This is a genomic window from Photobacterium kagoshimensis, assembly GCF_050337045.1.
GTDB lineage: Bacteria > Pseudomonadota > Gammaproteobacteria > Enterobacterales > Vibrionaceae > Photobacterium > Photobacterium kagoshimensis.
The window spans coordinates 20,110-45,777 of record NZ_JAKJSO010000017.1 but is presented as its reverse complement, the minus strand read 5'-3'; the positions used below and the strand labels follow the sequence as shown (position 1 = coordinate 45,777).

24 protein-coding genes are annotated in these 25,668 nt (G+C 45.1%); 1 reads left to right on the top strand and 23 read right to left on the bottom strand.

Annotated features, from left to right (window positions below; genetic code table 11):
* Positions 1-6: 6 nt before the first annotated feature.
* From rng to csrD, 23 genes are all read right to left on the bottom strand, one after another.
* A complete protein-coding gene (rng, locus tag L4C35_RS16305) occupies positions 7-1,476 on the bottom strand; it encodes a ribonuclease G (RefSeq protein ID WP_428463889.1) in 1,470 nt (489 codons plus the stop codon).
* Positions 1,477-1,484: 8 nt separating this feature from the next.
* The gene (locus tag L4C35_RS16300) at positions 1,485-2,060 is read right to left on the bottom strand and encodes a Maf family protein (RefSeq protein WP_428463888.1); all 576 of its coding nucleotides are present in this window, start codon (positions 2,058-2,060) and stop codon (positions 1,485-1,487) included.
* 144 nt (positions 2,061-2,204) lie between these two features.
* Complete coding sequence (mreD, locus tag L4C35_RS16295) at positions 2,205-2,693, bottom strand: rod shape-determining protein MreD (protein WP_428463887.1); 489 nt, start codon at positions 2,691-2,693, stop codon at positions 2,205-2,207.
* Positions 2,683-3,543: a rod shape-determining protein MreC gene (gene mreC / locus L4C35_RS16290; protein ID WP_428463886.1), complete on the bottom strand. Its 861-nt coding sequence runs from the start codon at positions 3,541-3,543 to the stop codon at positions 2,683-2,685. Before mreC ends, mreD begins: the two co-directional genes overlap by 11 nt.
* 40 nt (positions 3,544-3,583) lie before the next feature.
* The gene (locus L4C35_RS16285; protein WP_048899201.1) at positions 3,584-4,627 is read right to left on the bottom strand and encodes a rod shape-determining protein; all 1,044 of its coding nucleotides are present in this window, start codon (positions 4,625-4,627) and stop codon (positions 3,584-3,586) included.
* A gap of 127 nt (positions 4,628-4,754) precedes the next feature.
* Positions 4,755-8,774: a DUF6701 domain-containing protein gene (locus L4C35_RS16280; RefSeq protein ID WP_428463885.1), complete on the bottom strand. Its 4,020-nt coding sequence runs from the start codon at positions 8,772-8,774 to the stop codon at positions 4,755-4,757.
* The gene (locus tag L4C35_RS16275; RefSeq protein WP_428463884.1) at positions 8,774-9,199 is read right to left on the bottom strand and encodes a hypothetical protein; all 426 of its coding nucleotides are present in this window, start codon (positions 9,197-9,199) and stop codon (positions 8,774-8,776) included. The genes L4C35_RS16280 and L4C35_RS16275 overlap by 1 nt, the downstream gene beginning before the upstream one ends.
* Positions 9,189-9,959, bottom strand: coding sequence for a PilW family protein (locus tag L4C35_RS16270; RefSeq protein ID WP_428463883.1), 771 nt, complete (start codon positions 9,957-9,959; stop codon positions 9,189-9,191). Before L4C35_RS16270 ends, L4C35_RS16275 begins: the two co-directional genes overlap by 11 nt.
* The gene (locus tag L4C35_RS16265; RefSeq protein WP_428463882.1) at positions 9,959-10,633 is read right to left on the bottom strand and encodes a type IV pilus modification PilV family protein; all 675 of its coding nucleotides are present in this window, start codon (positions 10,631-10,633) and stop codon (positions 9,959-9,961) included. The genes L4C35_RS16270 and L4C35_RS16265 overlap by 1 nt, the downstream gene beginning before the upstream one ends.
* Entirely contained in the window at positions 10,623-11,129 is a 507-nt protein-coding gene (locus L4C35_RS16260; RefSeq protein WP_428463881.1) for a type II secretion system protein, read from the bottom strand. The genes L4C35_RS16265 and L4C35_RS16260 overlap by 11 nt, the downstream gene beginning before the upstream one ends.
* 90 nt (positions 11,130-11,219) lie before the next feature.
* Positions 11,220-11,684 (bottom strand): type II secretion system protein, encoded by a 465-nt coding sequence (locus L4C35_RS16255; RefSeq protein ID WP_428463880.1) that lies wholly within the window; start codon positions 11,682-11,684, stop codon positions 11,220-11,222.
* A gap of 28 nt (positions 11,685-11,712) precedes the next feature.
* On the bottom strand, positions 11,713-12,195 hold the full coding sequence (locus L4C35_RS16250; protein WP_428463879.1) for a prepilin-type N-terminal cleavage/methylation domain-containing protein: 483 nt from the start codon (positions 12,193-12,195) through the stop codon (positions 11,713-11,715).
* Positions 12,196-12,233: 38 nt separating this feature from the next.
* A complete protein-coding gene (locus L4C35_RS16245) occupies positions 12,234-12,824 on the bottom strand; it encodes a prepilin-type N-terminal cleavage/methylation domain-containing protein (protein ID WP_428463878.1) in 591 nt (196 codons plus the stop codon).
* 25 nt (positions 12,825-12,849) lie between these two features.
* A complete protein-coding gene (locus L4C35_RS16240; RefSeq protein WP_428463877.1) occupies positions 12,850-13,335 on the bottom strand; it encodes a hypothetical protein in 486 nt (161 codons plus the stop codon).
* Positions 13,316-14,536 carry a type II secretion system F family protein gene (locus L4C35_RS16235; protein ID WP_428463876.1) on the bottom strand — a complete coding sequence of 407 codons (1,221 nt, stop codon included), beginning with the start codon at positions 14,534-14,536 and terminating at the stop codon, positions 13,316-13,318. The genes L4C35_RS16240 and L4C35_RS16235 overlap by 20 nt, the downstream gene beginning before the upstream one ends.
* A gap of 11 nt (positions 14,537-14,547) precedes the next feature.
* Positions 14,548-16,263 carry a GspE/PulE family protein gene (locus L4C35_RS16230; protein WP_428463875.1) on the bottom strand — a complete coding sequence of 572 codons (1,716 nt, stop codon included), beginning with the start codon at positions 16,261-16,263 and terminating at the stop codon, positions 14,548-14,550.
* Positions 16,264-16,266: 3 nt separating this feature from the next.
* A complete protein-coding gene (locus L4C35_RS16225) occupies positions 16,267-17,451 on the bottom strand; it encodes a tetratricopeptide repeat protein (RefSeq protein WP_428463874.1) in 1,185 nt (394 codons plus the stop codon).
* Positions 17,448-18,296: an ExeA family protein gene (locus L4C35_RS16220; RefSeq protein WP_428463873.1), complete on the bottom strand. Its 849-nt coding sequence runs from the start codon at positions 18,294-18,296 to the stop codon at positions 17,448-17,450. The genes L4C35_RS16225 and L4C35_RS16220 overlap by 4 nt, the downstream gene beginning before the upstream one ends.
* An 11-nt stretch (positions 18,297-18,307) precedes the next feature.
* Positions 18,308-19,984, bottom strand: coding sequence for a pilus (MSHA type) biogenesis protein MshL (gene mshL, locus L4C35_RS16215; protein ID WP_428463872.1), 1,677 nt, complete (start codon positions 19,982-19,984; stop codon positions 18,308-18,310).
* A gap of 15 nt (positions 19,985-19,999) precedes the next feature.
* Positions 20,000-20,290, bottom strand: a complete 291-nt coding sequence (locus L4C35_RS16210) for an MSHA biogenesis protein MshK (protein ID WP_428463871.1) — start codon at positions 20,288-20,290, stop codon at positions 20,000-20,002.
* A 61-nt stretch (positions 20,291-20,351) separates the two neighbouring features.
* On the bottom strand, positions 20,352-20,990 hold the full coding sequence (locus tag L4C35_RS16205) for a type 4a pilus biogenesis protein PilO (RefSeq protein WP_428463870.1): 639 nt from the start codon (positions 20,988-20,990) through the stop codon (positions 20,352-20,354).
* Complete coding sequence (locus L4C35_RS16200; RefSeq protein WP_428463869.1) at positions 20,987-22,474, bottom strand: PilN domain-containing protein; 1,488 nt, start codon at positions 22,472-22,474, stop codon at positions 20,987-20,989. The genes L4C35_RS16205 and L4C35_RS16200 overlap by 4 nt, the downstream gene beginning before the upstream one ends.
* A 151-nt stretch (positions 22,475-22,625) precedes the next feature.
* Complete coding sequence (gene csrD / locus L4C35_RS16195; RefSeq protein WP_428463868.1) at positions 22,626-24,563, bottom strand: RNase E specificity factor CsrD; 1,938 nt, start codon at positions 24,561-24,563, stop codon at positions 22,626-22,628.
* 211 nt (positions 24,564-24,774) lie between these two features.
* On the opposite strand from csrD, the gene L4C35_RS16190 reads away from it, so the two are divergent.
* Entirely contained in the window at positions 24,775-25,662 is an 888-nt protein-coding gene (locus L4C35_RS16190) for a LysR family transcriptional regulator (RefSeq protein ID WP_428463867.1), read from the top strand.
* Positions 25,663-25,668 lie beyond the last annotated feature (6 nt).

Genomic DNA, 25,668 nt, shown 5'->3' with positions numbered 1-25,668 from the left:
CCTCACTTACATCATGACTACATCAAACTGCTCTTGCACGTATAACGGCTCGCCTTTGATTTTCACTTGTTTACCAATAAAGACTTCCAGCTCAGCGAGGGCATGATACTCATCTCCCGCCAGTGCTTCCGCAACGGCTGGTGCAACATAAACGACAAAACGATCAGCATCATACGCACGATTAACACGCGTGATCTCACGCAGAATTTCGTAACATACGCTTTCAACTGTTTTTACCGAGCCTCGGCCTTCACACGTTGGACAAGTGCCACACAAGACGTGCTCGATGCTTTCACGGGTGCGTTTACGCGTCATCTCAATTAAGCCTAGCTGAGTAAAACCATTGATGTTGGTCTTCACTCGGTCGTAAGACAATGCTTGTTCCAATGCCAGTAATACTCGGCGCTGGTGATCTTCAGAGGCCATATCAATAAAGTCGATAATGATAATGCCGCCCAAGTTACGTAAACGTAGCTGACGAGCAATGGCTTTGGTGGCCTCAATATTGGTGTTGAAGATTGTTTCTTCAAGATTACGACGGCCAACAAAGGCACCGGTATTGATATCAACGGTTGTCATGGCTTCGGTCTGATCGATGATCAGGTAACCACCCGATTTAAGCTCGACTTTACGATCCAGTGAACGTTGTATTTCGCTTTCAGTATCAAATAAATCAAAGATTGGCTGCTCGCCAGAGTAGTATTCAAGCTTATCGCTCAACTCTGGCACAAACTCATCGGTAAACTCTTTTAGCTTTTCAAAACCGAGACGAGAGTCCACTTGGATACAGTCTAATTCAGTACCAACAAAATCACGTAGGATACGCTGCGCTAAACCTAGCTCGCCGTACAACATGGATTTAGGTTTATTCTTAACGCGGCGCTCTAACACTTTACGCCACAAATGCTTCAAGAATGCCGCATCTTGCGCCACTTCATCTTCCGTCGCCCCTTCCGCTGCGGTACGAATAATAAAGCCACCCAAGTCATCACAGTGATGCGAAACCACTTTCTTCAGGCGATCTCGCTCCTTTTCACTCTCGATACGCTGAGAAACACCGACATGAGCGGCACCAGGCATGAAAACTAAATAACGCGATGGTAGTGTCACATCTGTTGTTAGGCGCGCACCTTTAGTACCGAGTGGATCTTTGACCACTTGCACAACCAGATCTTGGCCTTGACGAACCAGCTCTGAAATATCCAGTACCTGAAACTGCTGCTTCTCATTTTCAGCCACACACTCGGTGTGCGGAACAATATCAGAAGCATGGAGGAAGGCGGCTTTCTCTAAGCCAATATCAACAAAGGCAGCTTGCATGCCCGGTAAAACACGGCTCACTCTACCTTTGTAAATATTACCGACGATACCGCGCTTTGATTCACGCTCAACATGCACCTCTTGTAATGTGCCCGCTTCAATCATTGCAACGCGAGTTTCACTTGGCGTTACATTAATTAGCAATTCTGTACTCATTATTGCCTCTAATTCGATTCTAAAAATGCTGTAACCATGATGTCAGTTTCTACCAAAGGTAGCCCCATCACAGCGTAATAACTGCCATCGATTCGCTCGATGAACTTGCCGCCAATGCCTTGAATGCCATAGCTTCCCGCTTTATCTTGTGGTTCGCCACTCAGCCAATATTGTTCTATTTCTTGCTCTGACAGAGTTTTAAACCACACTTGCGTGGTCACCAATTGGGTTTCAATACGCTCGCTATTTGCGAGCGTGACAGCGGTTAAAACCTGATGTTTTCGTCCTGATAGCATGCTCAACATGCGATGGGCATCAGCAAAGTCAGCAGGTTTTTCTAAAATATGATCGTCAACGACGACTATGGTATCAGCCCCTAAAACAGGCTTATCACCGTCACTGGCTGCAACACCAGCCAATGCTTTATCTTGCGAAAGGCGCTGTACATACTGCGCAGGACTCTCATGCGCTTGATGCTGCTCTTCTACATCGACAACAATTCGCTCAAAGGTATAACCCAGTTGTGTTAATAACTCTTGTCGACGTGGTGAACCCGATGCCAAAAGCAGTTGTATCGCAGACATGAAAACCTTCTTTCTATTATCACCCCTAAACACTGATATTAAACATTCAATATTTAGGCTTATCTAGACAAACAAAGCTCCGTATGGAGCTTTGTTAAGTACTGTAAACCAGTGTGTGCCGCTGACAGCTTAGGTACTGGCTATTTAACGAATTGAGAATTTACGTCGCATTCTGCGCAATAATAAAAATAACCAAGGCCACAGAATGAAGTTAAGTAAGACAGCCCAAGTACGTTGCGGTTCAAATGTGACTTCTGAAACGAGGTATTCCGCCCAGAACTCAATTAACTTACCAAGTAACGTCAGCATAGCAATCAATAATGCCTGCTGCAGTAATGATAGGTTACGTAAAACTTGGAAATTCAATGCCACTAAATAGCACACAATCGCCATCATTAAACCACGAACGCCGAGTGTGGAACCTAGCATAAGATCCCACAATAGCCCGACAAATAGTGCACTGCCAACATTAACACGGTGAGGTAAAGCCAATACCCAATAAAAGGTCACTAGCAATACTAAAGATGGACGAAATGGGTCTAACTCTCCCGGCCATGGCGCTGCTTGTAATATCAGTGCCACGGTAATGGACAGCCATATCCAGAATCGGCCATTAGGACGACTATGAGGCATCGTCTAGTCCTCCCGTATTATTCAGTTCTTGCGGTGTGGGCCATACCAATAACAAATATCGCAGGCGATCAAACTGCACCGTTGGGCGCGCTTTGATCTGAGCAAAAGGCCGTTTATTATCAAAAGAAAACTCCGTTACATTTGCAACAGGGTACCCTTCTGGATAACGACCACCTAGGCCTGATGTCACCAGTAAGTCACCCACTTCAATGTCGGTGCTACTTGGCACATGCTCTAGCTGGATCTGATCAATTTGACCACTACCCGATGCAATCACACGGATATCGTTACGTACCACTTGCACGGGAATGCCATGAGTTGGATCGATCAATAACAATACGCGGCTATTGTGGGCGCCAACATAAGAGACTTGCCCAACAATCCCTTTGTCATTGATAACGGGCTGACCTTCATAGACACCATCGATCCGCCCTTTATCTATCATCACTTGATGACTATAAGGATCAGAATCAACCGCCATCACTTCAGTGATCATTTTGCGTTCATCACGAATAAACGGTGAATCCAACAGATCACGCAGGCGTTTGTTCTCTTGCTTTAATTGCTCAAGTAACAAGACATCGCTTTGCTGAACCAGTAGATCACGCTTTAGACTTTTGTTTTCAGCCAATAATTGCTGATGCGAGCTGAGTTGACCAGACACATTATCGAGCATCGCGCGCGGGATATTCGCGGCGTATTGCAGCGGCGCTATCGCGGAGTTGAGCAGGTAACGGATATTGGCAAAAGCATCAAGGCGACTATCGGCCAGCATAAGGCTGACCGATAGCAATATGGCTAGAAACAGGCGCAGTTGCAGAGAGGGGCCTCTGCCAAAGATAGGTTTCATGTAACGCTATAACCTGTTTTTAAAATTGCCATTGCTGGCATTATTCTTCGCTGAATAAATCGCCACCGTGCATGTCGATCATTTCAAGCGCTTTACCGCCCCCACGAGCAACACACGTTAGTGGGTCTTCAGCAACAACAACAGGAATGCCTGTTTCTTCAGTTAGCAGACGATCTAGATCGCGTAGTAGTGCACCACCACCGGTTAGCACCATACCGCGCTCTGAGATGTCAGATGCAAGTTCAGGTGGGCACTGCTCTAGTGCTACCATCACAGCTGATACGATACCTGTTAGCGGCTCTTGTAGCGCTTCTAGGATTTCGTTTGAATTTAGTGTGAAGCTACGTGGAACACCTTCCGCTAGGTTGCGGCCGCGTACTTCAATTTCACGTACTTCATCGCCTGGGTAAGCAGAACCGATTTCGTGCTTAATGCGCTCGGCGGTTGCTTCACCAATGAGGCTACCGTAATTACGGCGTACGTAGTTGATCACGGCTTCATCGAAGCGATCACCACCAATACGTACAGATGAAGAGTAAACCACACCGTTAAGTGAGATAACGGCAACTTCCGTTGTACCACCACCAATATCGATCACCATACAGCCTGTTGCTTCTGATACAGGCATACCCGCACCAATTGCAGCCGCCATTGGCTCATCGATCAAGTACACTTCACGCGCACCAGCACCTTGCGCTGATTCACGAATAGCACGACGCTCAACTTGGGTAGAACCACAAGGAACCGCCACCAGCACACGAGGGCTAGGACGAAGAATGCTGTTGTCATGCACTTGCTTAATGAAGTGCTGAAGCATTTTTTCTGTCACGTAGAAATCAGCAATTACGCCATCTTTCATCGGACGAATGGCTGCAATGTTACCCGGGGTACGACCAAGCATTTGCTTTGCATCGTGACCAACTGCGGCAACACTTTTTGTACCACCCGCACGATCTTGGCGAATAGCAACAACTGATGGTTCATCAAGTACGATGCCCTGTCCTTTGACATAAATAAGAGTATTGGCGGTACCCAAGTCAATAGACAGGTCATTAGAAAACATGCCACGAAGTTTTTTAAACATAGTCTTCGGCTAATCCTGCAAGCTTACAAATTCGTTAAATTGCGCTAAATGTACCAAGGGGCAGGAAGTGACACAAGGTATGCTTTGTCAAACCTGCCACAGATCCGCATTTTATTTCACAATCACCTTAATTAGGCAGGGCTGTCATGCCTTTTTCCCCTCGGTAGATGATCCTATCATTACCGCGATAGACCCCAAAGGTAACAACCGCTGAAGGGCTTTCATCGCCTTGGCCACGCCAGTTATACGTTAGCCAAGGTAAATGGGTATAGCCATGTCCGGGAGGACAAGCAATAGCTTGCTCCCCTGCTTTTTTGCTCGGTGAAGCAGAGACTAACTTGTGCCAGAAACGCACTTGTTCTCGGTAGTAATCAGTTCGGTTTGGATTCGCTTGAATATCCAGTGTCTTACCCGTAGTAACATGCGTACCACGCCCTTGAAGAACCGACTTAGAGTTCGCACTATCTGTAGGCCAAATCATTTGCTTACAATGCTTACCGCCATCAAACGGGGTATAGCTATCATCAGCATTTAAAATGAATTTCTGGCCATCCCAATATTCAACTCGCATCGGCACAGTTACCACTTTGTCAAAAGCGGTTCCCACATCATCGAGTGCCATACGGCCATAACGGGCATCTAATCGCCCAGCTAACGCAGAGCCAGTGAACGTTTCACTGTCAGTGACCAAGTTTTGCGGTGATGAGCTATAGGCAATGGGATCGATATGATCGCTATTTTTGCTATACACCATCACTTTCATGTTCGGGAATATACGGCTATCTGTCACCGTTGCAGTGCTTTTCTGTGGATCAATGAGGCGAGTAAATTTTGCATCAGACACTGACTTAGAGATCGTTGCCTTATTCCAATTAATTAATCCCGTCGGCATTGTCGGTGTAACACGTGAGCGCCAATCATTGCTGGATTTCAGTGCCGCATCACCATCCACTAAGGCGACATTCACTTTCGCTTTTAGCGACTCAGCAAACTTACTGTAATTTATTGTTGGTTCAGTGTAACCATTCGCTTTTGCCGTTAGAGTAAAATCATAGCCCCACGCCTGATTCATATAGGTAAACCCTGCAAGTGAACTCGCAGGATGAGCATTGTTCACAGCACTTGAGGTCAACTCAAAATATGCAGGATAAATACGACCAACTCTAAACGACGCAGGTGGAACCGCGAAGCCTTTTGTCAGGTAATCATCCGAACCTAATCCTACTTTGAAACTGCCCACATCCCCCCAACCAACAACACCTTTTCCATAGTTGTTGCCACGCTGAAATTTAGCATCTACCCCGAATATATTGTCCCCAAGTAGCCCGTTGCTAGGGGTATCGAGAGAGTAAACACCCACATTTAAATCCGTTTGCACCGTATCATCAACAAACTGAGTTAATGCTGTTTGTCTGCAGTAATATTCTTCATTCTTGTTAACTATAGGGGTCTTAACCTTGTCGTTCGATGCATAGCCACTCCCCATCCATGCTAACGGTTTAGCGTAAAAGTGAATCTGGTCACCAGATTTAGCCAGCCCAGCCCCCGTGTTTGCATCGCCTTTAAACAAAGAGTGATTTTTATCTTTCCAATCACATAGTGCCAATGCAAATGGGCGGAAATAAAAGTATTCACTGGCAGTCATCTCTGACGGCTTACCTTCAAACGCTTTATCTTTTAACGCTAACGTTACACGTCCCGCTTCAGGGTATATGCCTTTATTGCCTGCCGCTTTGCCTTTGACAAAAGTAAAATCGAAATCACCACTCGCATCACGCAAGGTTGAACCGCTTTTATTGGCTTTTATTTTTAACTTTTCGCTCGCAGTATTTGACGATGGGTTATGAGAAACCGTTAATTTACGATTACCGGTATAACCTTCCATCACATCACACCGGCGGCTATTGCCAGACTTCGCTTTAGCAACAATATCCCAGCTAAATTCGCGCCCTGCAATTTGGCCAAAAGGAACATTATCAACAAAGTCTTTATTTTCAATCGCTAATGCAAAAGGCACAAAGGTATAAGCCCCCGCAGTTTTGGTGACATCACCATGACTGGTGAGTTTTGCTTGAATATTGATGGATGCGAGATCTTTACTCGATAGCTTGTATTTAACCGAACCAGTCGCATTGGTAAAGGTATGAGAAATAGATGACGGACAAGTACCAACGGGAGCTGAGGCACTGTCGAACCAGCACACATCCGCATTATTGGGCGTGGTTGACGGTGCAGTGATTGCCAACGTTCCTGTAAAGTTTTGCGCGACTTTATTGGTGGTTTCATCAATGATGGAGAAAGTAATTTCTTCACCATCACAAGCTAAAACTTTATCTTTTTTATCGGGTGAGATGTCAATTCGATAGGTAGGACCTGAATCAAAACAATCACTATCACCGATAATTTTCGCGAAAGACTCCATTTTGAGTTCTCGCGTTGTCACCGCGCCATATAACACGGTATTTTTTAATAACACCTCATCACCAGTGAATATCAATGCTTTAGCGACAATACCCTGACGATTATCTTGACCAGTACTCCCCGCATCCATTTTGACTTCAGAATCTGAATTATGACCAAGAATAATTAAGTTATCCGGCTTGCTGCCTTGTTCATAGTTAATAAATCCGGAACCACTGACTTTAAATTCTTTTAATATATGAAGGGTTACCTGACCATTGACGATAAGCTTAGAGCTCCCTTCAAGCTTAAACTCTTGCACCCAATATTCACCGGCGTTCAGCGTTAAATTAGACGAGCCTTCAACTTTTATTTCTTTATATCGGTCAGGCGAAATAATTTCACTGCCCGTACTTAATTTAACTTCTTTATTACCGTAACGGAAAGTTTCTAAGGATGGTGATGGAACCATTAAACTAGGAGTCGGCTCACAGGCTCGATTGACACAACTGTCATAGTTAAACTTCATGTCTCCATTTTTAGGAAAACCAAGCTGATAGCCACTCATTGCGTTATAAATTTTCGAGTGCTCTTTCACTTCAGCTTCAGCACTATGACTCCATGTCTGCGCTGGGCCTGTGAAAATATCACAGACTTCTTCACTCACTTTACGCTGGAAAGCCATAAAGCCCACTGCTTCATCGGCATGTTTACGCTCTAACTGCTTTTGATTTTTTTCATTAAGATCTTCATCATTAACAAAACTAACAGCATACCCACCATGCCTTTTCTTCAGTTGGCACATTCGTAACCAACCGCCGTTAGGCCCTTTCCGCGAAGCTTTCGAGGCTAAGATAAATGGCGCCTCTGTAAACGCACTGGAGCCAGGAATAGTCATCAAACCATCACACTGATCAATAACTGGCTGAGTCACTTTTTGAAACCACTTTAGCGAGTTATCAAGTGTATTAGGCGTTGTTCCTGAGCCCATTGTAAATTGAAGCCCTTTATAAACCCCGGTACCCTCTGCGACTAAATAGGCAACATCTCGGGTTTTAGTTCTATCTCTATAGTTATTTTGATAAAAAGGATTCCATTGGTTAACCTCGGAGTGATCTAATCCAACATAAAACGCGTTATCGGAGGTATTATCAATAAATGGAACGACTGGTGTGATCCACTTTTCTCGCGTTGTCATATCACTATGATTGCCCTGAAGGGAAACAATTACACCGGGAGAATTAAACCCACTACCAAAATCAACTCGATTAAGCTCTGAATATGATGGTCTAGTGCCACTCACCACATAACGATCTACCTTGGCTAAACCTGCTTTAATCCGCCCTTTTGAACCAAAATTAACTTCACCTTCTTCAATAACAAAATAGTATATTTTTTTATTCGCTATTTGATTCAAGCAATAACTAGTAAGACAAGGAACATGTTCATCATAAATATCAACAAGACTTTTATCGTAAGGTGCTAAATATTGACGTATTTTTGCCGATGTCTGACTAACATGGACAATATTTAATGCCGATGGTGCGTCTAAGCCATTACGCGTAATGGTCGACATTACAAAAACAAGTGGTTTTTTAGCATAGTTTTTTTTGAAGGTAATTTCACAGTCTTGATTAAAACAACCGCTTACATTCAATTCGCCAAACTCAAACTGTGGCTCTGCCGCTTGCAGTGAAAAGCTCAGAACAATTAGACAAAGACCGATCAAGTATTTTATTTTTTCCATTATTTATTCTCACTCAGATCTTTCGCCCAAGTTTCTTGGATCCGTGTCACCGCATATTTACCCGCACCACAGGTTGCTATTGCTTCCAGCTGATAACGATTAATCGTCTTACCGTTTTCTGTAATGGTTGTGGCCGTGCAAGATGCCGATACTGATGAACAAGCAAATTTATCCGCTGCTATTGGATAATTGGATAAACACGCCTTGGGATTAGACTGCTTAGTACCCAGCGGAAATAGCTGAGTGAGCGCATACTCATTGGCGCTGTGCGCCGCAAACCACGCTTGGGTGGCAAATACTTCACGGCTGGTCATCTCTTGATTCGACCAATCCAGTTTGACCATGGCTGCCGCAAACACAGCCATGACGGTAATCACCACCAATGACATAACCAATGCACTACCTTGTTGTTTTTTATAAGACATTCAACACCTGCACTGTATGCTCATAACTTGTTGTTTCGCCATCCACCTCAGCAGAAAGGCTAATATGAACCATCCCATTTCGGCTTAATCCTGGCGCCTGCGCAGAAATATCCATATTAGATACACCACCCGCAATTAGATTCTCTGGTAGATACTTTGCTAACGGCTTCTTATTACCTGTAAATCGATAAATTTTATTTTGAAAATAACAATACGATACGGGTTCTAGGTACAGATAGGCTCGGTTTGCTGGTGAGGTCACGGTTAATTCATCTTGAGTCGTTAGATCAATATGACCAGCGGGATCCTCCGCAGCCTTAATCACTTTATTTCCATTGGTGTACTGTGATGAAGACCCAAAACCAATGGCCAAAAAATAATGGTGTGGCTGTTTGTTAATCTCTGCAACTAATGCTTTTGATTCTTGATCTGAGCCACTCAAGATAAAATCGAGACGATTCCCTTTGGGTTGATTGAGGTAAAAACCCGATCCAACCACGGGATAAAATGAAAGGCAGCTATTAGCTTCACCCGCTGCATTTGAATCTAAAAAAACACTGTTGGGAGCAGCATGCCGCACTTCACGGGTGATCTTCTCTACCGCAAAGCGCAGTTCCGTTTGCGCACGGTCACGATTAACAGTATCAGTGTAACCCTGTACCCCTAATTGGAAATAGCTTCCAACACCTAAAGAAATAACCCCGAGCACAACCAGTGCTATCACCATCTCTAATAAGGTAAAACCACGAGAGAGCTTCATTAATAATTCCCCCGATAGGCAGCAAAGTCATATAACCCATAACGCCCTGTATCCACCTCGATTGCAATGCGCTTAAAGCTTCGTTGCGCAGGATCTTCCGCCCCTGTTGACGGTGAGCCGTAACTGACGTCAACCCGAAGCGTCATATTGTTATAGCCAACATCCTCATCAGGGGTTCGACTTGGATCAAGCAAATTCTCAATCAAGCCTTGCCATGGATATTTTGCTGATGCGTAACGCTGGCGACACAACTGGGCATCCCCCCAGCAACCATGAAAATCATCGACATCATCGGCAAATTCAACGTTTAAACGCTTACCAATCACATCACCTTTCCCATCGAGAATGTCGGTATATTCAAGCGGATCATCTTCAGGCCAACGACCTGTTTTAACATCAGGAAAAGTGCAAGTAATACCACGCTCACCACAACGCAAATGTACATCACGTACAGGTTCTGAATTCTGATCAAACTTACGCGATAAGATCTCATTCAAAAAAGCATTGCTGATAGCAGCAGCACGAGCTTGATAGTGTGGTGTAGCAGAGCGTTCAACTTGTGGGAAAATAAAGCTGGTCATAGTGACCATAGCAATCCCCAGGATCACTATGGTGATAACACCTTCAATAAGAGTAAACCCCTTTTGCTTCGTCACTACGTCGCTAGCACGCATAAATGTACCCTTCTTTGTTGATACACATACTGCTCTTTTGGTTGGCGCTAGTTAGAAAGTCAAACTTACATATCGCTGCACATGCAGAATGTTTCTCGGCTCCTAAAAAATAAAAAGGTTTACCCGTGATATCGAAATACATTTCTACTTTTTCATTGGAGATACCGAACTCACGAGAACTAATCACTAGCTTATCGTCAGCGGTTAATGGCGGCAGTAAATCAGGGAATTGCTGATGACAGGTGGTGGTATTTGGGCTGCCCAAATAATCCTGTTCGATGATTAGAGCGTAGCAAGAACCTGATGAGGATATAGACTGGTTCATCGCCATAATTTGGATTTGACGCGCTAAAGAAATGCCGACATCGCGGTTAAGAAAGGCGTCGAAACTGTCTCGCCCGACAAATCGCGACGCAACAGTACCGCTAACGATGCCTATCAGTAAGATCACGACAATGAGTTCAACGAGGGTAAAACCTCTATTATGGTGGGTCATACATTGCCTTGCGATAGCTGACTCTATTTCATAAAAACACTGCATGCCTTTATGAAATAGAGCCTCAAAAAGAGGCTCTATGAAAAGTTGTTACTCACAACCTTTAACGGTAGTTACTGCACCAGACGTTGCCGATGTTGCTTCTGTATAAAGTACATAGCACTTTGTCACAGGGTCTTCAGCATAGTTTTTTAATGTAAATGCTTTTTTAGTACCCGTTGCGCCAGAAACATTTGCGACCTTCCACTCAGAAGTTAAATCTAGCTGTACCGCATTTTCGATATCAGTTGCTTTCGGGTAGCCGTACGCAACATTCAGGGTTTCGTTGTCAACTGTAATTGTATCGGAATCTTTTCTTTCTTTGCCTTCGATAGCAGACTTACCGTAAACGATACCCGCCGCACCGTTAATGGCACCTTTTAGGCCTTCTAGCGATGCATCACGCGCATCATCTTGTAGGTTAAGGAATCGAGGCGCAGCTGTAACCGCTAAAATACCTAGAATAACAATAACAACCACTAGTTCAATCAGGGTAAAACCATTCTGACGTTTCATAATATTCACTCTTTTATATTAATAAAGCTTACTTACAAGCATCTGCATCAATAGTTACTTTTGCAGGTGTAGACTTATCTTTTGCTGATGTATAAGTAACAAAACACTTATTAATGTCTGCTTGAGCTTTACCTGCATATTGCTTGAATGTCAGTAATACTGTTTTCTCAGCACCGTTATTTTGGCCTGTATCTTTAACAATCACCCAATCATCATTAAAGTTTGAAAGCGTTGCTACAATACCAGCTGATGTCGCAGTCGGGTAACCATAAATGGTTTGAATACCGTCAATCGGGGTCGCAGTATCACTGCTTTCTTTACCTGCAATCGCAGCTTTACCGTAAACGATGCCCGCACCGCCATTGATTGCACCTTTTAGACCTTGTAGGGCTGCGTTACGCGCATCGCCTTGCAGGTTTAAGAATCGAGGCGCAGCAGTCACCGCTAAAATACCCAAAATCACAATCACAACCACTAACTCAATAAGCGTGAAACCACCTTGACGCTTCATAAATAACTCCTACTTTCTCAATAATTTAGTTATATAGGCTAATTAAGCACTACTTCAACTTGCCCTTTTGCAGGCTTATAAATGAATGAATGTCCGGAGGTTAAATTACTCACGACATCACCTTGGGCGTTAGCTGACGCTAACTGATAATAGCGACATGCACTTTGTGCATCTGCTGTTTCTTTCGTAACATAAAACAGGTATTTCCCTGTTTGAGCTTCTGTACTATTACTGGTTACTAGCGGTGGATTCTGCAATAGGTTCTGCATTAAATCCACACAATCTGAACTGTCTACCGCTGAGATTTTTTTGTCACTCAAAGAGAGCGGATAACCATCACTAATTTTACCGTCTGTCGTGGCGACAGTAAGGTAAAACTCCGTGCCATCATAATTCACTTTTTGTACTCGACTCGCACCAGAGCCTTCCGTAGGTCGACCGTAGGCTTCCCACTGCGCGCGAGCTGATAAAGCTGCAGTCGCATAACCACCCGCAACCCCTTGAATAGACGCTTTTTTTGCCTCATCCGTCACATTCAAAAAACGAGGAAGTGCTGCAACTGCCAATAAACCGACAACAATAATAACGATCACTAATTCAACTAATGAAAAGCCGACTTGTTTTTTCATACTAACCTCACGTAAAGCGTCAACTTTACGACTCTTTTCTTGCCCTAAAATCGTTAAACTTTATTGTCTCATTTTCGTAAAATAATTCCAGCCATTTTCCTGCACTTATTTCGTAGATACATGACTCATAAGTCACAGAACTTGCTTCTTTTGTATACAGCAAGGAAACATAAGGTGCCGAAATATTGGCGGGCGCTAATATTCGCCATAATTGATAACAATCGAGGTTATTATCTTGCTCAATAAGCGGCCATCCAAGCTTAGTAAAGTGAAGGTTTACACCATCAACTTCCAGAGACTCTGGCCGATTATTCAATTCCCATGATTGCCGTAGCGAAGACGCACTTTCATACAGTGAATTGATGGTCAACGTCAGGGCGACATCTTCCGCTTTAGCATTCACTCTTTGCCACTCATGCTGCAGTACAAAAATCAACGTTAGTATCAAGGCAAACCAAATGAAAAATTTATAGCGCCCAGCTTGGCGTAAGTTAAACGCCTCGGGCAACATCGAGCATGCTCCACATAGGGACAAAGATCCCTAAAGCTAAGACGAGTACCATCGCAGCAACAATGGCTAATAAGATCGGCTCTATACGTGCGGTTAGCGTTTTGAGGTCATAATCCACTTCACGATCATAAAAATCTGATGCTTCTAGCAATAACTCATCCACTTGCCCCGTTTCTTCACCCACGGCAATCATTTGTAAAACCAATGGCGTAAACACGCCAGACTGAGTGGCCGTTTGTGAAATGCTGTTACCACCTTCAATACCGTTTTTCATATCAATGAGGCGTTTTTCTAAATAGCGGTTACCTAAGGCTTCAGCCGCCATTTGTAACGCTTGGTTCAGAGGAACCCCAGCGCGGATCATCAAAGAGAAGGTACGCGAGAAACGTGATAATTGTGCGCGGTTAACAATGGTGCCAATAATGGGCACTTTTAGGCGCCAGCCATCCCACTTTTCTTTACCATCTGCGGTATTCCGCCACAAACGTACACCAATCCAAGTCAAGAAAAGCCCACCAAACATTAACGGCCAATAATTCACAAAGAAATTAGAGGTGCCAATTAAAATCCGCGTCGGCAATGGCAACTCAACACCGAAACGTTCAAACATGGAAGCGAACTGTGGGATCACTTTAATGTTCAGTACTGTCATCGCTATCATGATGGCGGAGAGTACAAAGATCGGATAACGCATCGCAGACTTGATGCGGCGGCGGGTTTCCATCTCTTGCTCGTAATAAAGCGCGAGTTGATATAACGAGTCATCTAAGCGGCCCGTGTTCTCACCAATGTGGATCATCGACACAAAAAGCTCAGAGAACACACGAGGATGCTGACTCATGGAGGATGACAATGAACGACCATTAGTAAGTTCCGCTGCGACGGTTTCCAGCGTTTCTTTCATTAATGGGTGGTTTGAACTCTGCGCCAATCCATTTATGGAACGCAATAAGGGAACGCCCGCTTTAGTCAAGCTGAACATCTGGCGACAAAAGATAACCAACATATCGAGTGGTACATTGCTTTGAAACAGCGCTTTGACATCAATACCCGCGGATTTCGCTCTTCCTTGACGAATATCGAGCGGAATAACACCTTGGCGCATCAAAACATCAGCCGCTGCCTCTTGTGAAGCTGCATCCAATTGACCTCGCAACATTTTCCCTTGGCTGTCACGTCCGCGATAATTAAAAATTGGCATGCTGTCGCTCTCTATAGCAAGCTATCATCGATAAAATCCCCTTCGCCAAGTTGAATCACTTCATCTAGGCTGGTTCTGCCGCTCAACGCTAACTCCAGTGCGGAATTAATGAGTGGTTGATAGCCTTTGCTGGTACGCGCAATTTGGCTAAATAGCACCGCATTATTATCACGTAAGGCATCCATCATGGCTTGATCAAATTCAAGCAATTCAAACACGCCAATACGGCCTCGATAGCCGGTGAAGTTACAGCTTTGGCAACCTCGGCCTTGTTGAAAGGTTGCCGTTTCCACATCGGGAAAGCGCGCTTTAAACCATTGCCGCTTGGCATCATCCAGCGCTTCTGGTTCACCGCAATCTGCACACACCTTTCGTACTAAACGCTGCGCTAACACGGCTCGAACACCACTGGCAACAAGGTAACCTGGTGCTTCCATGTCCATCATCCGCAGTGCACTGTCCACTGCGTCATTGGTATGCAAGGTCGATAAGACCAGGTGACCAGTCAAGGCTGATCGCAACCCTATTTCAACTGTTTCTTGGTCACGCATTTCCCCCACCAGAATAATATCGGGGTCTTGGCGCAAGAACGTACGCAAGATGGATGAGAAAGTCAGGCCGATTTTGGCATTTACCTGTACTTGGTTAACCCGTGGTAATCGATATTCCACTGGGTCTTCGGCTGTGATCAGTTTTTTACCCGGCTTATTTAGCTCGCTCAGTGCGCCGTATAAGGTGGTTGTTTTACCTGAACCTGTCGGGCCCGTAACTAAGATCATGCCATGTGGGCGTTTGAGCTGGCGACGAAAGCGAGCTAAAAGATCGGCTGGCATACCGACTTCTTCAAGGCTTAAGATCCCCGCCGACTGATCCAGTAAACGCATTACAACAGACTCGCCATGCTGTACGGGCATAGTAGACACACGTACATCGACTGAATGCCCACGCACTTTGACATTAAAGCGGCCATCTTGCGGCAAGCGTTTTTCAGAAATATCTAACCCGCCCATCAGCTTTAAGCGTAAAACTAACGCAGATGCCACACTGGCTTCATTCAGCAGAGTTTCATGCAATACGCCATCAATTCGCTGGCGGATCCGCAAAACATTCGTGTCAGGTTCGATATGGATGTCAGATGCCCCCACTTGAATGGCATCTTCAAACAAAGAGTTAATCAGTTTAACGACCGTGACTTCGTCGTTTTCAGTATCCTCAAGGCCAAAAGTGTAATCAGAGTCACTTCTATGCTCGGCTTGCAACTGCTCAGCAAACGAGACAATTTCTTTGGTGCGGCGATAGTAGCGGTCGAACGAACCAATCAGTTGGCTCTCTCTTGCGATCACTAACTCAACCCGATAATCCTGTAGCTGATCAAAAATCGCCTCTTGTGCCGCAAGATCCGCAGGATCACTCATGGCTACCCGTACCGTATCACCACGATGGCTGATCACTAATGCCCGTAAACGACGGGCATGGACTTCACCAAGCAAGGCCACGGCATCGGCATCAATATTGGCGCGATTGAGATCCACCAGAGGGATGTCGAGTTGACGTGCCAAGAATTCAAGCATTTGCTTTTCAGTTAAGAAACCTAAGCTAATCAGGGTGTCACCCAGCTTCCTGCCTGAAACTTGCTGTTGATCTAGCGCGTGTTCTAACTGTTGCTGAGAGATAATGGCCTCTTCAACCAATAAGTCACCCAGACGTTTACGTAATCGGATCTGCATGGCTTAGCTCCCCTGCGATTGAAGGTATGACACACGCTGTTGAATAAACTGCTGTGTTTGAACCGAGATTTGCCCCATCGCTAAGGCTTGCTGATAAGCGTTGAGGGCTTTTTCAGCGTCATTGGTGCGTTCAAGTGCAATGCCTAACCCTAACCACCAACGTCCATCAAATGGTTCGCTTTTTACTAAGCGCTGATAGCTCTCAAGTGCACGCGTGTTGTCTTTAAGCTGCTGCGCTAGTGCTCCACGCATGGCAAGGTATTTACTTGGTGTATGATTCGGTAGTTCACTTAATACAGTTAAAGCGGCTTGAGGCTGAGATTCATTGACTAACAATTTGGCCATTGTGAGTCGCAATTCAGGTTGGTCACTATCGCGAGCCAGACCATGCTGCAAAGTAAGAATCGCTTGGCGTACTTCGCCACGGCCATAATGTAGCGCAGATAGGCGCTGACGGGCGTCAATCCAATCTGGGTTGTACTGAATAGCTTTTGCCAAAAACTCAACAGCTTGCTTACTGTTGCCTGCCTTTACTGCTTTCATTGCGCGCGAGTACTCAATTTTCGCGAGCTCTTGACCTGACAATTCGACCGCCTCTATGGTCAGACTTTCATCTTCACCCATTTCATCGGCAATCGGTGATACAGGCACCACAGCTTTTGCCTTAACAACGGGAGTATCACGGCTCACAACGCGCGGTTGGGCCGTAACGGGGGGAGAAATTGCCGCTACTTTTATCGCAGCTTTCGACGTCGTCTGATGATATTCAGCGGCAGGTGCTGGGCTAACCGTCTTCACTGGAACGGTAGTTGTCAGCAAAGGTTGCTCTGCATTATTCGAGACCGCTACTGTGGCCTCAGCCGTAATATCCGCCTTCGCCACTGCGGTGACGGGGACATCTGGCGTTATTTCAGCAGCATTTGCCGCCATCACAGCAGTAAAGGTCCCCTCTTCAATAGAGCCTGACGCCATACTGTTATTCGGTTGCTGTCCAAACCACCACCCCAGAGTCGCAGTCAGGAGCACCGCACAACTGGTGCCAACGATAATACGCGGTGTTTTTGATGCAGGTATCGGGGTAACTTTGGCAGCAACAAGTGGTGCTTGTTGATTATTCTTACCGTGCTGACAACCACTCGCGTGTTGCTTCGCGGCTAAGCGCGAAAGCATTTTATTAATTTCACTCATGCTAATTTCCATCCCCACAATATTGGGTATGTCCAGAGGGGCTGACGGGCACCATTGGTTTCTTTTATTGCCAGCAATAATTCTTGCTGACCCACTACAGGTAACTTTCGACTGTATGTCGCTAATAGCGCTTTATGACACAGCAAATTGATCACCCGTGGAATACCTTGGCTCGATTGCCATAGAGCCTTATACAGAGGCAACGAAAATAATGTCCGGTGACACCCCGCACAAGCTAAACGGTATTCAATATAAGCAATGGTTTCAGCTATATCTAATGGCCGTAAGCTTGCTTTAAATGTCACTCGCTGCTGAAACTGACGTAAATGATGCTGTTGTAATCGAACATCCAATTCAGGTTGGCCGATAAGCACAATATGCAGTAACTTTTCATGCTCGGTTTCAAGGTTACCCAATAAACGAATCGCCTCTAATGCTTCATCTGGCAGTGCCTGTGCTTCATCGAGAATGACCACTACCGATTGTCCCTTTTCTTTACGAACAATCAGTTCTCTGTGTAAACGGGCGGTAAGGGTGGTCATATCCCCTTCGCTAACAACGTTTAGCTCATTGGCTATAGCAACCCGTAACTCCTGCGCAGAAGCGGCAGGCGTAGGTAAATAAGCCAGATCAAAATGATCCGGTAGTTGATTGATCAGCATTCGACAAACCAAGGTTTTACCCGTGCCGACCTCGCCCGATATATGCACTATGCCTTCACCCATCGCCAATGCTGCCAAAGCGGTTTGAATCGCTTCAAGGTGTGGCGGCAATGCATGGAACATTGCCGTATTAGGCGTTAGCGTAAAAGGCGACTGCTTACAGCCAAAGTACGATTCATACATACTGCAATGGCTTAGTTATCTTCAGGGAACCATTCCGTCACAAGCGCGCGAGAACGTTCAATTTCTTTTTGCCATGTTTGCTCTCCGACAACCGTTGGTTTAAGCAAAATGACCAGCTCTGTTTTTTGCGTGATCTTATTGACGTTACGGAACAGGTGACCCAACGCTGGAATATCACCAAGCAGTGGCACTTTCGATACTTGATCTGCGGTTTGTGACTTCATTAAACCGCCAATCACCACCACATCCCCACTGCGCGCGTGGATCACTGAATCTGATTCACGAATTGAGCTTTTCGCCAGTGGTAATTTGTACACCCCAAACTTACTCCCAAGATCAATTTCTTTCGATTCAGTCACCACATCCACGACCGCAGGGTGAACGTGAAGAAGCACTTCATCGCTGTCATTAATTTGTGGTGTCACATCGAGCGAAATACCCGAGAAGAAGGGGGTTAACTCAATATCAGGTGACGCTGTGCTGTTATCGCCACTCACCTCACCACCCGAAATGTCAGTCACAAAGTACTCATCGCCCCCCACTTTAATGATCGCTTTTTGGTTGTTCGCTGCGGTCACGCGTGGGCTAGATAGCACATTAAGATCGCCTTGCGTTTCTAAGAAACTCAATACGGCCTCGAAGTTACCATCTTTAATGGTGATATTCGTTTGGCCACCTAAGGCAGCAGCAATCGCATCGCCCCCAGGAAGAGGCACGATACCAGCTGCAGCATTAGCCGCGGTACGGCCAAATATAATGTCAGTACCACCAATACTTGAAGTAATGTTGCTCCAATTCACCCCTTGCTGATAACCATCATTCAAGGTGACTTCCATGATCTTGGCTTCAAGCACTACTTGACGCTTTAGTCGCTCTTGAGAAATACCCAAGAACTCTTTCACTTCACGCAATTCATTCGGATAAGCACGAACACTGATCAAACTCGCCTGTGGTGACACCACTATGCTACGTCCCTGACCATTACCGATCATCGCTGTCACGGCTTTTTCTAGCTGCGCCCAAAAGTCACTTTCAGACACGGTTTCAATGCTGCTACCACCGGTTGGCGTGGTCGTTTTTTTATTTGAGTTATTTGAATTACTGTCTTTATTCGAACTATTACTGCTGTTTGATTTTGAGTTAGAGCTTGAATTTTGGTTGTTACTGGTCATCGATCCCGTCGTCAACGACGTGAGTGACACCCCGCGACGCTGCAATTGCAAGTAATCAACAGGAATCACTTCAGTACGTAAAGTAGCAGGGAATACTTTGATGATATTGCCTTGGCGAGTGGCGTTATAACCATAAATATCCGATACCACAGCCAACACTTCATCCAAGGTCACATCACGCAATGTTAGCGAGATACGGCCAGTAACTTTCGGATGGATCACCATATTAAATGGCGTGCCTTTTACCAGACTGCCAAAAAAGGTACGCGCATCCACATTGCGGGCATTAACACGAAAGCGCTTTTCTAATGACGACGTTGACGCAAAATCTTTGCCATCTAAGCTTGGCATCAAATCGTCACTCACTGCAGAAGGCAAATCTGTCAGCGGTCGGCTACTGGCTTCATTGGCAGCCGCATTAAGCTCTTGCTTGATCTCAACAGGATCGCGGTGCCCCATGTTCGTTGAGCAGCCAATTAACGACGCTAAAAGCACTCCAATAACTAATCTACGCATCTTAACTACTCACCCTTAATCTGTTTTTATATTTTCAGCGAACATTTCCAATCGCCACTGTTTACTGCCGCGACGAATCATGACGCTTTCATCTTGTATCGACGATAAGGTGTACCCACTAACGCGCCCACCTAAACTCACCACCTTGTTATTCAAAATGGCAGTACAAACGCTAGTTTCATCACAAAGAATACCTTGCAGCTGTGGTAAGCGAGTACGTGTTGTGGTGTGCTTTTTCGCGGGTGCTTGCCAACCAAGTGGTGCTGTCGGATCTTGGTTAGCATGCACAACATTGCTCGTTAGCATGCTTAACCCTAGTGAGATAATGAAAACCTGTTTCAAAACCGATTTATTAACTACCAAGTAATTAGCCACCAATAAAGTCCTTACTTTCACCTAAGGTATACACATCCAATTGGATGTCCGCCCACGGGTATGTATTGACCTGATAATCGAAACTCTGCCAGTAATACTTCACGGGCAAGGCTTCAAGTTGTTGTAAGTAATTAACGACATCAAAATATCGGCCACGTAAACGCAATCGTACTGGGTGGATGTAATAACCTTCATCTTCACCACTGAGCAGTTGCGCTGGCGGTTGAGAGTGTAAGCTGACTAATTTCAAGCGATCGCTGCGGCGCAACACATCTTCCATCAAGGTCGACATTTGCATCGGAGTGACTAAGCTCCCCACACGCCCTTCTAGCTGCTGATTGAGTTGACGATTTTGCACTCTAAGGTGCGCAATACGCTGATCGACTTCAGCATCAGGATCGTCCTTGAGCTTACGTTCCATGACCAGTACTTGATTTTCACTGTTGATCAACTGATTGCTCGTGTTAATCACAGCGAGACGAGTGCTGGATAACAACTTCATTTGTGGTTCTATAAATACTAAATACCCCACAAACAGCAACGCAATCCAACCAGAAACAAAGATTAACACCTGCTCGCGTTGGCTGAGTTCATCAAAGCGGTCAGATAGTTGATGCCATAGATTCATCATTTTTCTTCTCCTACCACTTTATTCACGCGCTGTGCTTGCAACTTAAATGTCACCACATTGTTGTCATTGCGCCCTAATGACATCACTTGAAAGCGACGGTCCATTAGGTGGTCATATTCTTTAAATGCTTGAATCCAACTCGGTACCGATTCAGGACTGCGTGCAACACCAGCTAAATCAAGCGATAAACCCGTAGCATGAATATGGCTCAGTGATATATCACCATTTGCCGCATCTGATAACTCTTGTAACATGCCCGCAAACCCTACTCGTAGGCTACTATCGTGCCCCTCAATAGCATTTAGCGTGGCCTGTTGAGTTGCAACATGCTGTTCTAGGTTATCCGCTAACTCCACTTTCACTTCGCTTGGTAAGTGTTGCGACAACGCTGTTTTTAAACGATTGATTTCACCTTGTTTTAACGAGAGTCGGCTTTGTTCAGCGGCTAACCTCTGTTCAACAACATAGCCTTGCCATTGTTGCCAGCCAAAAAATGTTGCCATCAAAATAATACCAATTAGCCAACTCGCCATCACATTGCGTAGCGTCAGCAACTGCGTTTGGGGTTTTAAGCTATCGGTATAAAGATCAAGGTTTGCCGCTTGAATGGCCGTTCGAGCAGCCCATGCAATCCGAGAAGCATTAGAAAGTAGAGTGTCAGACGGCGGTACTATCGCGATCACTTTTACACTCAAACGATCACTCAATGCCTGTGCCAATGCAGAATCATCCTCGCCATCACACGATATCAACAATTGAGAGATTGGATTATCACGCAGCTGTGCACTTAAAAAATCTAACGAGCGTTGCAATTCAAGTGCGAGGCTATCTAGCTGTAAAGCTACTTGTTGCTCACTCGCACCATCCGCCATTAAAGGGAAACTCACGCCACGCAGCTGGCGTTGAAAACACATGACTTGCTGTTTAAAAGCCGTTAGTTGTAAGCCTGAACTTTCACGGCGATGTAAGATAAGTTGACTCATCGTGGGCGAGGTTAACGCGCCCCATTGCACTTCTTCAGTTGAAATAGAAGCAACTTCACTCCCCGCTTTCGCCACCGCTTTAATTAAGGGTTCGAGTGTTTTTCGCCCTGCGGCAAAAACTTGCAAACGATCTTTTAAAGGTGCAGAGAAACCATCTGCCACCAACTCCATCGGTGACTCATTGACCAAATCTTTGATCAAGAAGGGTAAAGCAGTAGGTAATTCGTCGGGTGGGATTTCTGGCTTTTCTATTAGCAGTGATTGATATAAGCCGTGGCCTATCACCAACTTAACTTGGCAACCAACCAATTGATGCTTCGTTAATAACGTTTGAATCGCTGATTCGCGTTGAACATTATTGGTCGCATCATGATTATCAACCACCCATAATGATTGTGATTCAAAGACTAACGTAATCGATTCTGGAAACACAGCCAGACTAATAACAGGACTCTGCTTTTTGCTTTTTATAAAACGACTGAAAAAAGAGTGAGTTTTCATGGCTTTCCAATTCGACGGCAATTCAGCAATACAACTAGTAGATTATTCCACCACGTCAATAGTTTGACTATTTTACCCTAAATTATTCACAATAAGTATGTTATGTGATCTCTTTTTATCATATTTATAAAATACATAATCAGTTTCTTTTTTAATCAGAAACCCACTGCTTTTCCAAGCTCACCTCTGGAGCAAAATAACGCCCTTGCCCAGCATGCACCCCTAATGATTTCAACACACTCCACTCTTTGTCATTCTCAACCCCAACGGCAATAACCTCGGCTCGGCTATCACCACAGGCACCTAGCATGGAACGCACAAAAAGTTGATTTTCTTGCCGCAAATTAATCTCACGTACCAAACTACGATGTAGCTTAATATAATCCACATTAATATCTTTAATATAATGGGTGCTGACAATGGTACGGCCAGCCTGATCAACCACTAATTTACAGCCTAAGCCCACAATCATTCGCGCTATCGGTCGCATTGCATCTAAATGTTTAACTAACGTGCCCTCTGTCACTTCAAATAACAAACGGTTCAACACGGTACGAGGCGTTTGCAATAATTCATCGCGTAACCAACGAACAAAATTGCGATCCAATAAGGAGGTCACGTTGAGGTTAACCGAGAGGGCTTCGCTTGATGGCATTCGCTTCAGTGTGACAAGGGCTTGGCTAACCACCTGTTTATCCATTCGAATAGTAAAACCGACTTGCTCAACCGCAGGTAAAAATCGCGAGGCTTTAATTTGAATGCCATTTTCATCTTTAATTCGAGCCAGCAACTCGCGATGTAAAACACGGCCATCACTTGCACTAATCACAGGTTGTTGATGAAGTAAAATAGCATGCGCATTCAAAACGGCATCCAGCAGTGTTCGCCAACGGACACTGCCCCTGGCATCTTCCGCTTGTTGCTCTTTCTTAAATGCAAACCAGTTATTTGAACCTTGCAATTGCGCACTTCGAAGGGCCATATCGGCCTCATCCATGATCCGCCCGCGTCGTTCACCACTTACGAAAGATGTCATACCAATGTGGCACCAATTATCAGGCTCTAATGGTGCTGGCGGCAGCAGCCGCTCTAGTGCATTTAGCATTTGGTTGGTAAACAAGCGCACTTCTTTCACTGACTGCTGAGGTAACATGATGGCAAATTCAGCGTCAAAGTATCGGGATAATACAGTATCAGGATAACGCTGGATCAAGTTAGACAGGATCACCCCCACATCACGAACCAGCTCATCAGCCGTCTCTTTTCCTTGGTCGGCTAATAACTCATCCCAATCCGCAATACGAATCAAAATCACAGCACCGTGAGTTTCCTGATCTTGTACTACCGACTGTAATCGACTATCAAATAACACCCGATTTGCCGCACCTGTTAATTGGTCAAGAAACGTATGAGTACGAATAAAGGTATCGAAACGACTCCGCTCTTGGCGAGCATCTTTCAATTCTGCAATCATTTGATCAAGTGCTAGACTCGCAGTGGCTGGCCACTCTTTATCATCACCAACCTCATAATCAGCCACGCGTCCCGCCAAGATCATCCGGCCTCGGTGTTCCAGCAATTCCGAACCATGCAGCTGCAAGCGAAGCCAATTCATTCCCCATACCAAGCCCATAATAATCATTACGATAGCTAAACTAATGGATGACATCGCACCAATCGAATAGGTGAATTCGGTGTATGGCGGTAAAGATTTTAGTTCAATATAAAAACCAGGATTATGTTCTAACTGGTAGTGCCCAAGGTGGAGGATATTCGGGTCTTGGATTTTTTGCAGGCCACGGAAAGAATAAATCACACCAGCATCACTACCGACTTCAAGCTCCACCACATTGCTGGCTTTCAATAACTTAGGCAACCAACGAGATAATCCTTGTGAACCTTGAGGATCGGCCAGCTCTTGATCTATCACTGCAACCACACCATCAAGGTAATGTGTCAGGTAATCTTGCCCTAATTTACGAAAACTCAATGCACCGCCAATAAAGATGACGAAGATGGCACAAATCACAATAAGTGTGACAAAAGTAACCAGTCGATTGGTCAACTTCATCCCTGAGGCTTTTCTCATAACTTCCTGCTTCACATAATGTTCTGAATAAAATATAAAGGGTTACTAAATGATTACAATGCGCCACCCGACAAGTATCGAAAACAGTGTGCCACCTTCATATACGACTGTTATGATCGTTAATGTTGCCTATTTGTAATGATTATCACTTGTTCCACATCTAATGTGAACTACTACTCTGCGATTTCGTACCTTTCATCACTGGATTTTTATGGATTGGATTACCTGCACAAAAAGTTTCGTGACTGTGGTTGACCAAGGCTCACTCGCACAAGCGGCAACCCAGCTCAACACATCAAGTTCGGCGCTATCAAAACGCTTATCGTGGCTAGAAAAACAGCTAGGCGTCCAGCTATTAAAGCGCACGACACGCAGCTTAACCGTGACGGATGCAGGGGAATTGTTTTACCAGAGAAGTACTCGGTTATTAGATGACTGGCACCAGATGCTCGCTGAAACAACATCGGCCTATGGCGAAGTCAGTGGCGTGCTTCGCATTGGCGCACCACTTGCGACGGGAAGCCGTGTGCTAGTGCACTATCTTGCCGAGTTTATGGAGCGCTATCCGAACATTCAGGTGGAGCTGCATACCATTACAGCGGGTCAGTTGCCTGATTTGAATTTGGATGTATTTATCACCCGTGAACTGACTGACTTTAACTCATCAAGTTACATCGCCACCAAGCTCTTTAATTTCCAGCCGTGTTTCTATGCTGCGCCATCATACTTAGCGAGTAAGCCACTCATTGAAACCGCAGAACAACTGACTCAACATAACTGCCTGTTGTTTGGCGTCTATGGGCATGAGCAAGTGCATATGTTTGAGAATGACATCCAGCTTCGCTTACGCGGTAATTTTACGACTCAAAATCCCGAAGCATTAGTGGCAGCAGCTGTCGCCGGAATGGGGATCATCCTTACGGGTGAAAACACCATTAAACGTGAACTAGGAAAAGGCTTGCTGGTACCTGTTTTACCCGAACTAAAACAGGCAACAGGTACGGCTTATGCTTATTATCCTAAGCTGGATTACAATCACGTTAAAACCAAGCTATTTATTGATTTTATTAAAGAGAAAGCCAGTCCTTTAGCGGTTTAAATTAGC

Excerpts from the sequence above, each read along its gene's own strand:
- L4C35_RS16205 (WP_428463870.1), bottom strand. The coding sequence starts at position 20,990 with ATGATGAATCTATGGCATCAACTATCTGACCGCTTTGATGAACTCAGC.
- csrD (WP_428463868.1), bottom strand. The coding sequence starts at position 24,563 with ATGAGAAAAGCCTCAGGGATGAAGTTGACCAATCGACTGGTTACTTTT.
- L4C35_RS16255 (WP_428463880.1), bottom strand. The coding sequence starts at position 11,684 with ATGAAACGTCAGAATGGTTTTACCCTGATTGAACTAGTGGTTGTTATT.
- L4C35_RS16270 (WP_428463883.1), bottom strand. The coding sequence starts at position 9,959 with ATGAAGCTCTCTCGTGGTTTTACCTTATTAGAGATGGTGATAGCACTG.
- L4C35_RS16200 (WP_428463869.1), bottom strand. The coding sequence starts at position 22,474 with ATGAAAACTCACTCTTTTTTCAGTCGTTTTATAAAAAGCAAAAAGCAG.
- mreC (WP_428463886.1), bottom strand. The coding sequence starts at position 3,543 with ATGAAACCTATCTTTGGCAGAGGCCCCTCTCTGCAACTGCGCCTGTTT.
- L4C35_RS16260 (WP_428463881.1), bottom strand. The coding sequence starts at position 11,129 with ATGACCCACCATAATAGAGGTTTTACCCTCGTTGAACTCATTGTCGTG.
- L4C35_RS16285 (WP_048899201.1), bottom strand. The coding sequence starts at position 4,627 with ATGTTTAAAAAACTTCGTGGCATGTTTTCTAATGACCTGTCTATTGAC.
- L4C35_RS16235 (WP_428463876.1), bottom strand. The coding sequence starts at position 14,536 with ATGCCAATTTTTAATTATCGCGGACGTGACAGCCAAGGGAAAATGTTG.
- L4C35_RS16280 (WP_428463885.1), bottom strand. The coding sequence starts at position 8,774 with ATGGAAAAAATAAAATACTTGATCGGTCTTTGTCTAATTGTTCTGAGC.
- L4C35_RS16225 (WP_428463874.1), bottom strand. The coding sequence starts at position 17,451 with ATGAGTGAAATTAATAAAATGCTTTCGCGCTTAGCCGCGAAGCAACAC.
- rng (WP_428463889.1), bottom strand. The coding sequence starts at position 1,476 with ATGAGTACAGAATTGCTAATTAATGTAACGCCAAGTGAAACTCGCGTT.
- L4C35_RS16275 (WP_428463884.1), bottom strand. The coding sequence starts at position 9,199 with ATGTCTTATAAAAAACAACAAGGTAGTGCATTGGTTATGTCATTGGTG.
- L4C35_RS16190 (WP_428463867.1), top strand. The coding sequence starts at position 24,775 with ATGGATTGGATTACCTGCACAAAAAGTTTCGTGACTGTGGTTGACCAA.
- L4C35_RS16250 (WP_428463879.1), bottom strand. The coding sequence starts at position 12,195 with ATGAAGCGTCAAGGTGGTTTCACGCTTATTGAGTTAGTGGTTGTGATT.
- L4C35_RS16230 (WP_428463875.1), bottom strand. The coding sequence starts at position 16,263 with ATGCAGATCCGATTACGTAAACGTCTGGGTGACTTATTGGTTGAAGAG.
- L4C35_RS16245 (WP_428463878.1), bottom strand. The coding sequence starts at position 12,824 with ATGAAAAAACAAGTCGGCTTTTCATTAGTTGAATTAGTGATCGTTATT.
- L4C35_RS16265 (WP_428463882.1), bottom strand. The coding sequence starts at position 10,633 with ATGCGTGCTAGCGACGTAGTGACGAAGCAAAAGGGGTTTACTCTTATT.
- mshL (WP_428463872.1), bottom strand. The coding sequence starts at position 19,984 with ATGCGTAGATTAGTTATTGGAGTGCTTTTAGCGTCGTTAATTGGCTGC.
- L4C35_RS16300 (WP_428463888.1), bottom strand. The coding sequence starts at position 2,060 with ATGTCTGCGATACAACTGCTTTTGGCATCGGGTTCACCACGTCGACAA.
- mreD (WP_428463887.1), bottom strand. The coding sequence starts at position 2,693 with ATGCCTCATAGTCGTCCTAATGGCCGATTCTGGATATGGCTGTCCATT.
- L4C35_RS16240 (WP_428463877.1), bottom strand. The coding sequence starts at position 13,335 with ATGTTGCCCGAGGCGTTTAACTTACGCCAAGCTGGGCGCTATAAATTT.
- L4C35_RS16220 (WP_428463873.1), bottom strand. The coding sequence starts at position 18,296 with ATGTATGAATCGTACTTTGGCTGTAAGCAGTCGCCTTTTACGCTAACG.
- L4C35_RS16210 (WP_428463871.1), bottom strand. The coding sequence starts at position 20,290 with ATGCTAACGAGCAATGTTGTGCATGCTAACCAAGATCCGACAGCACCA.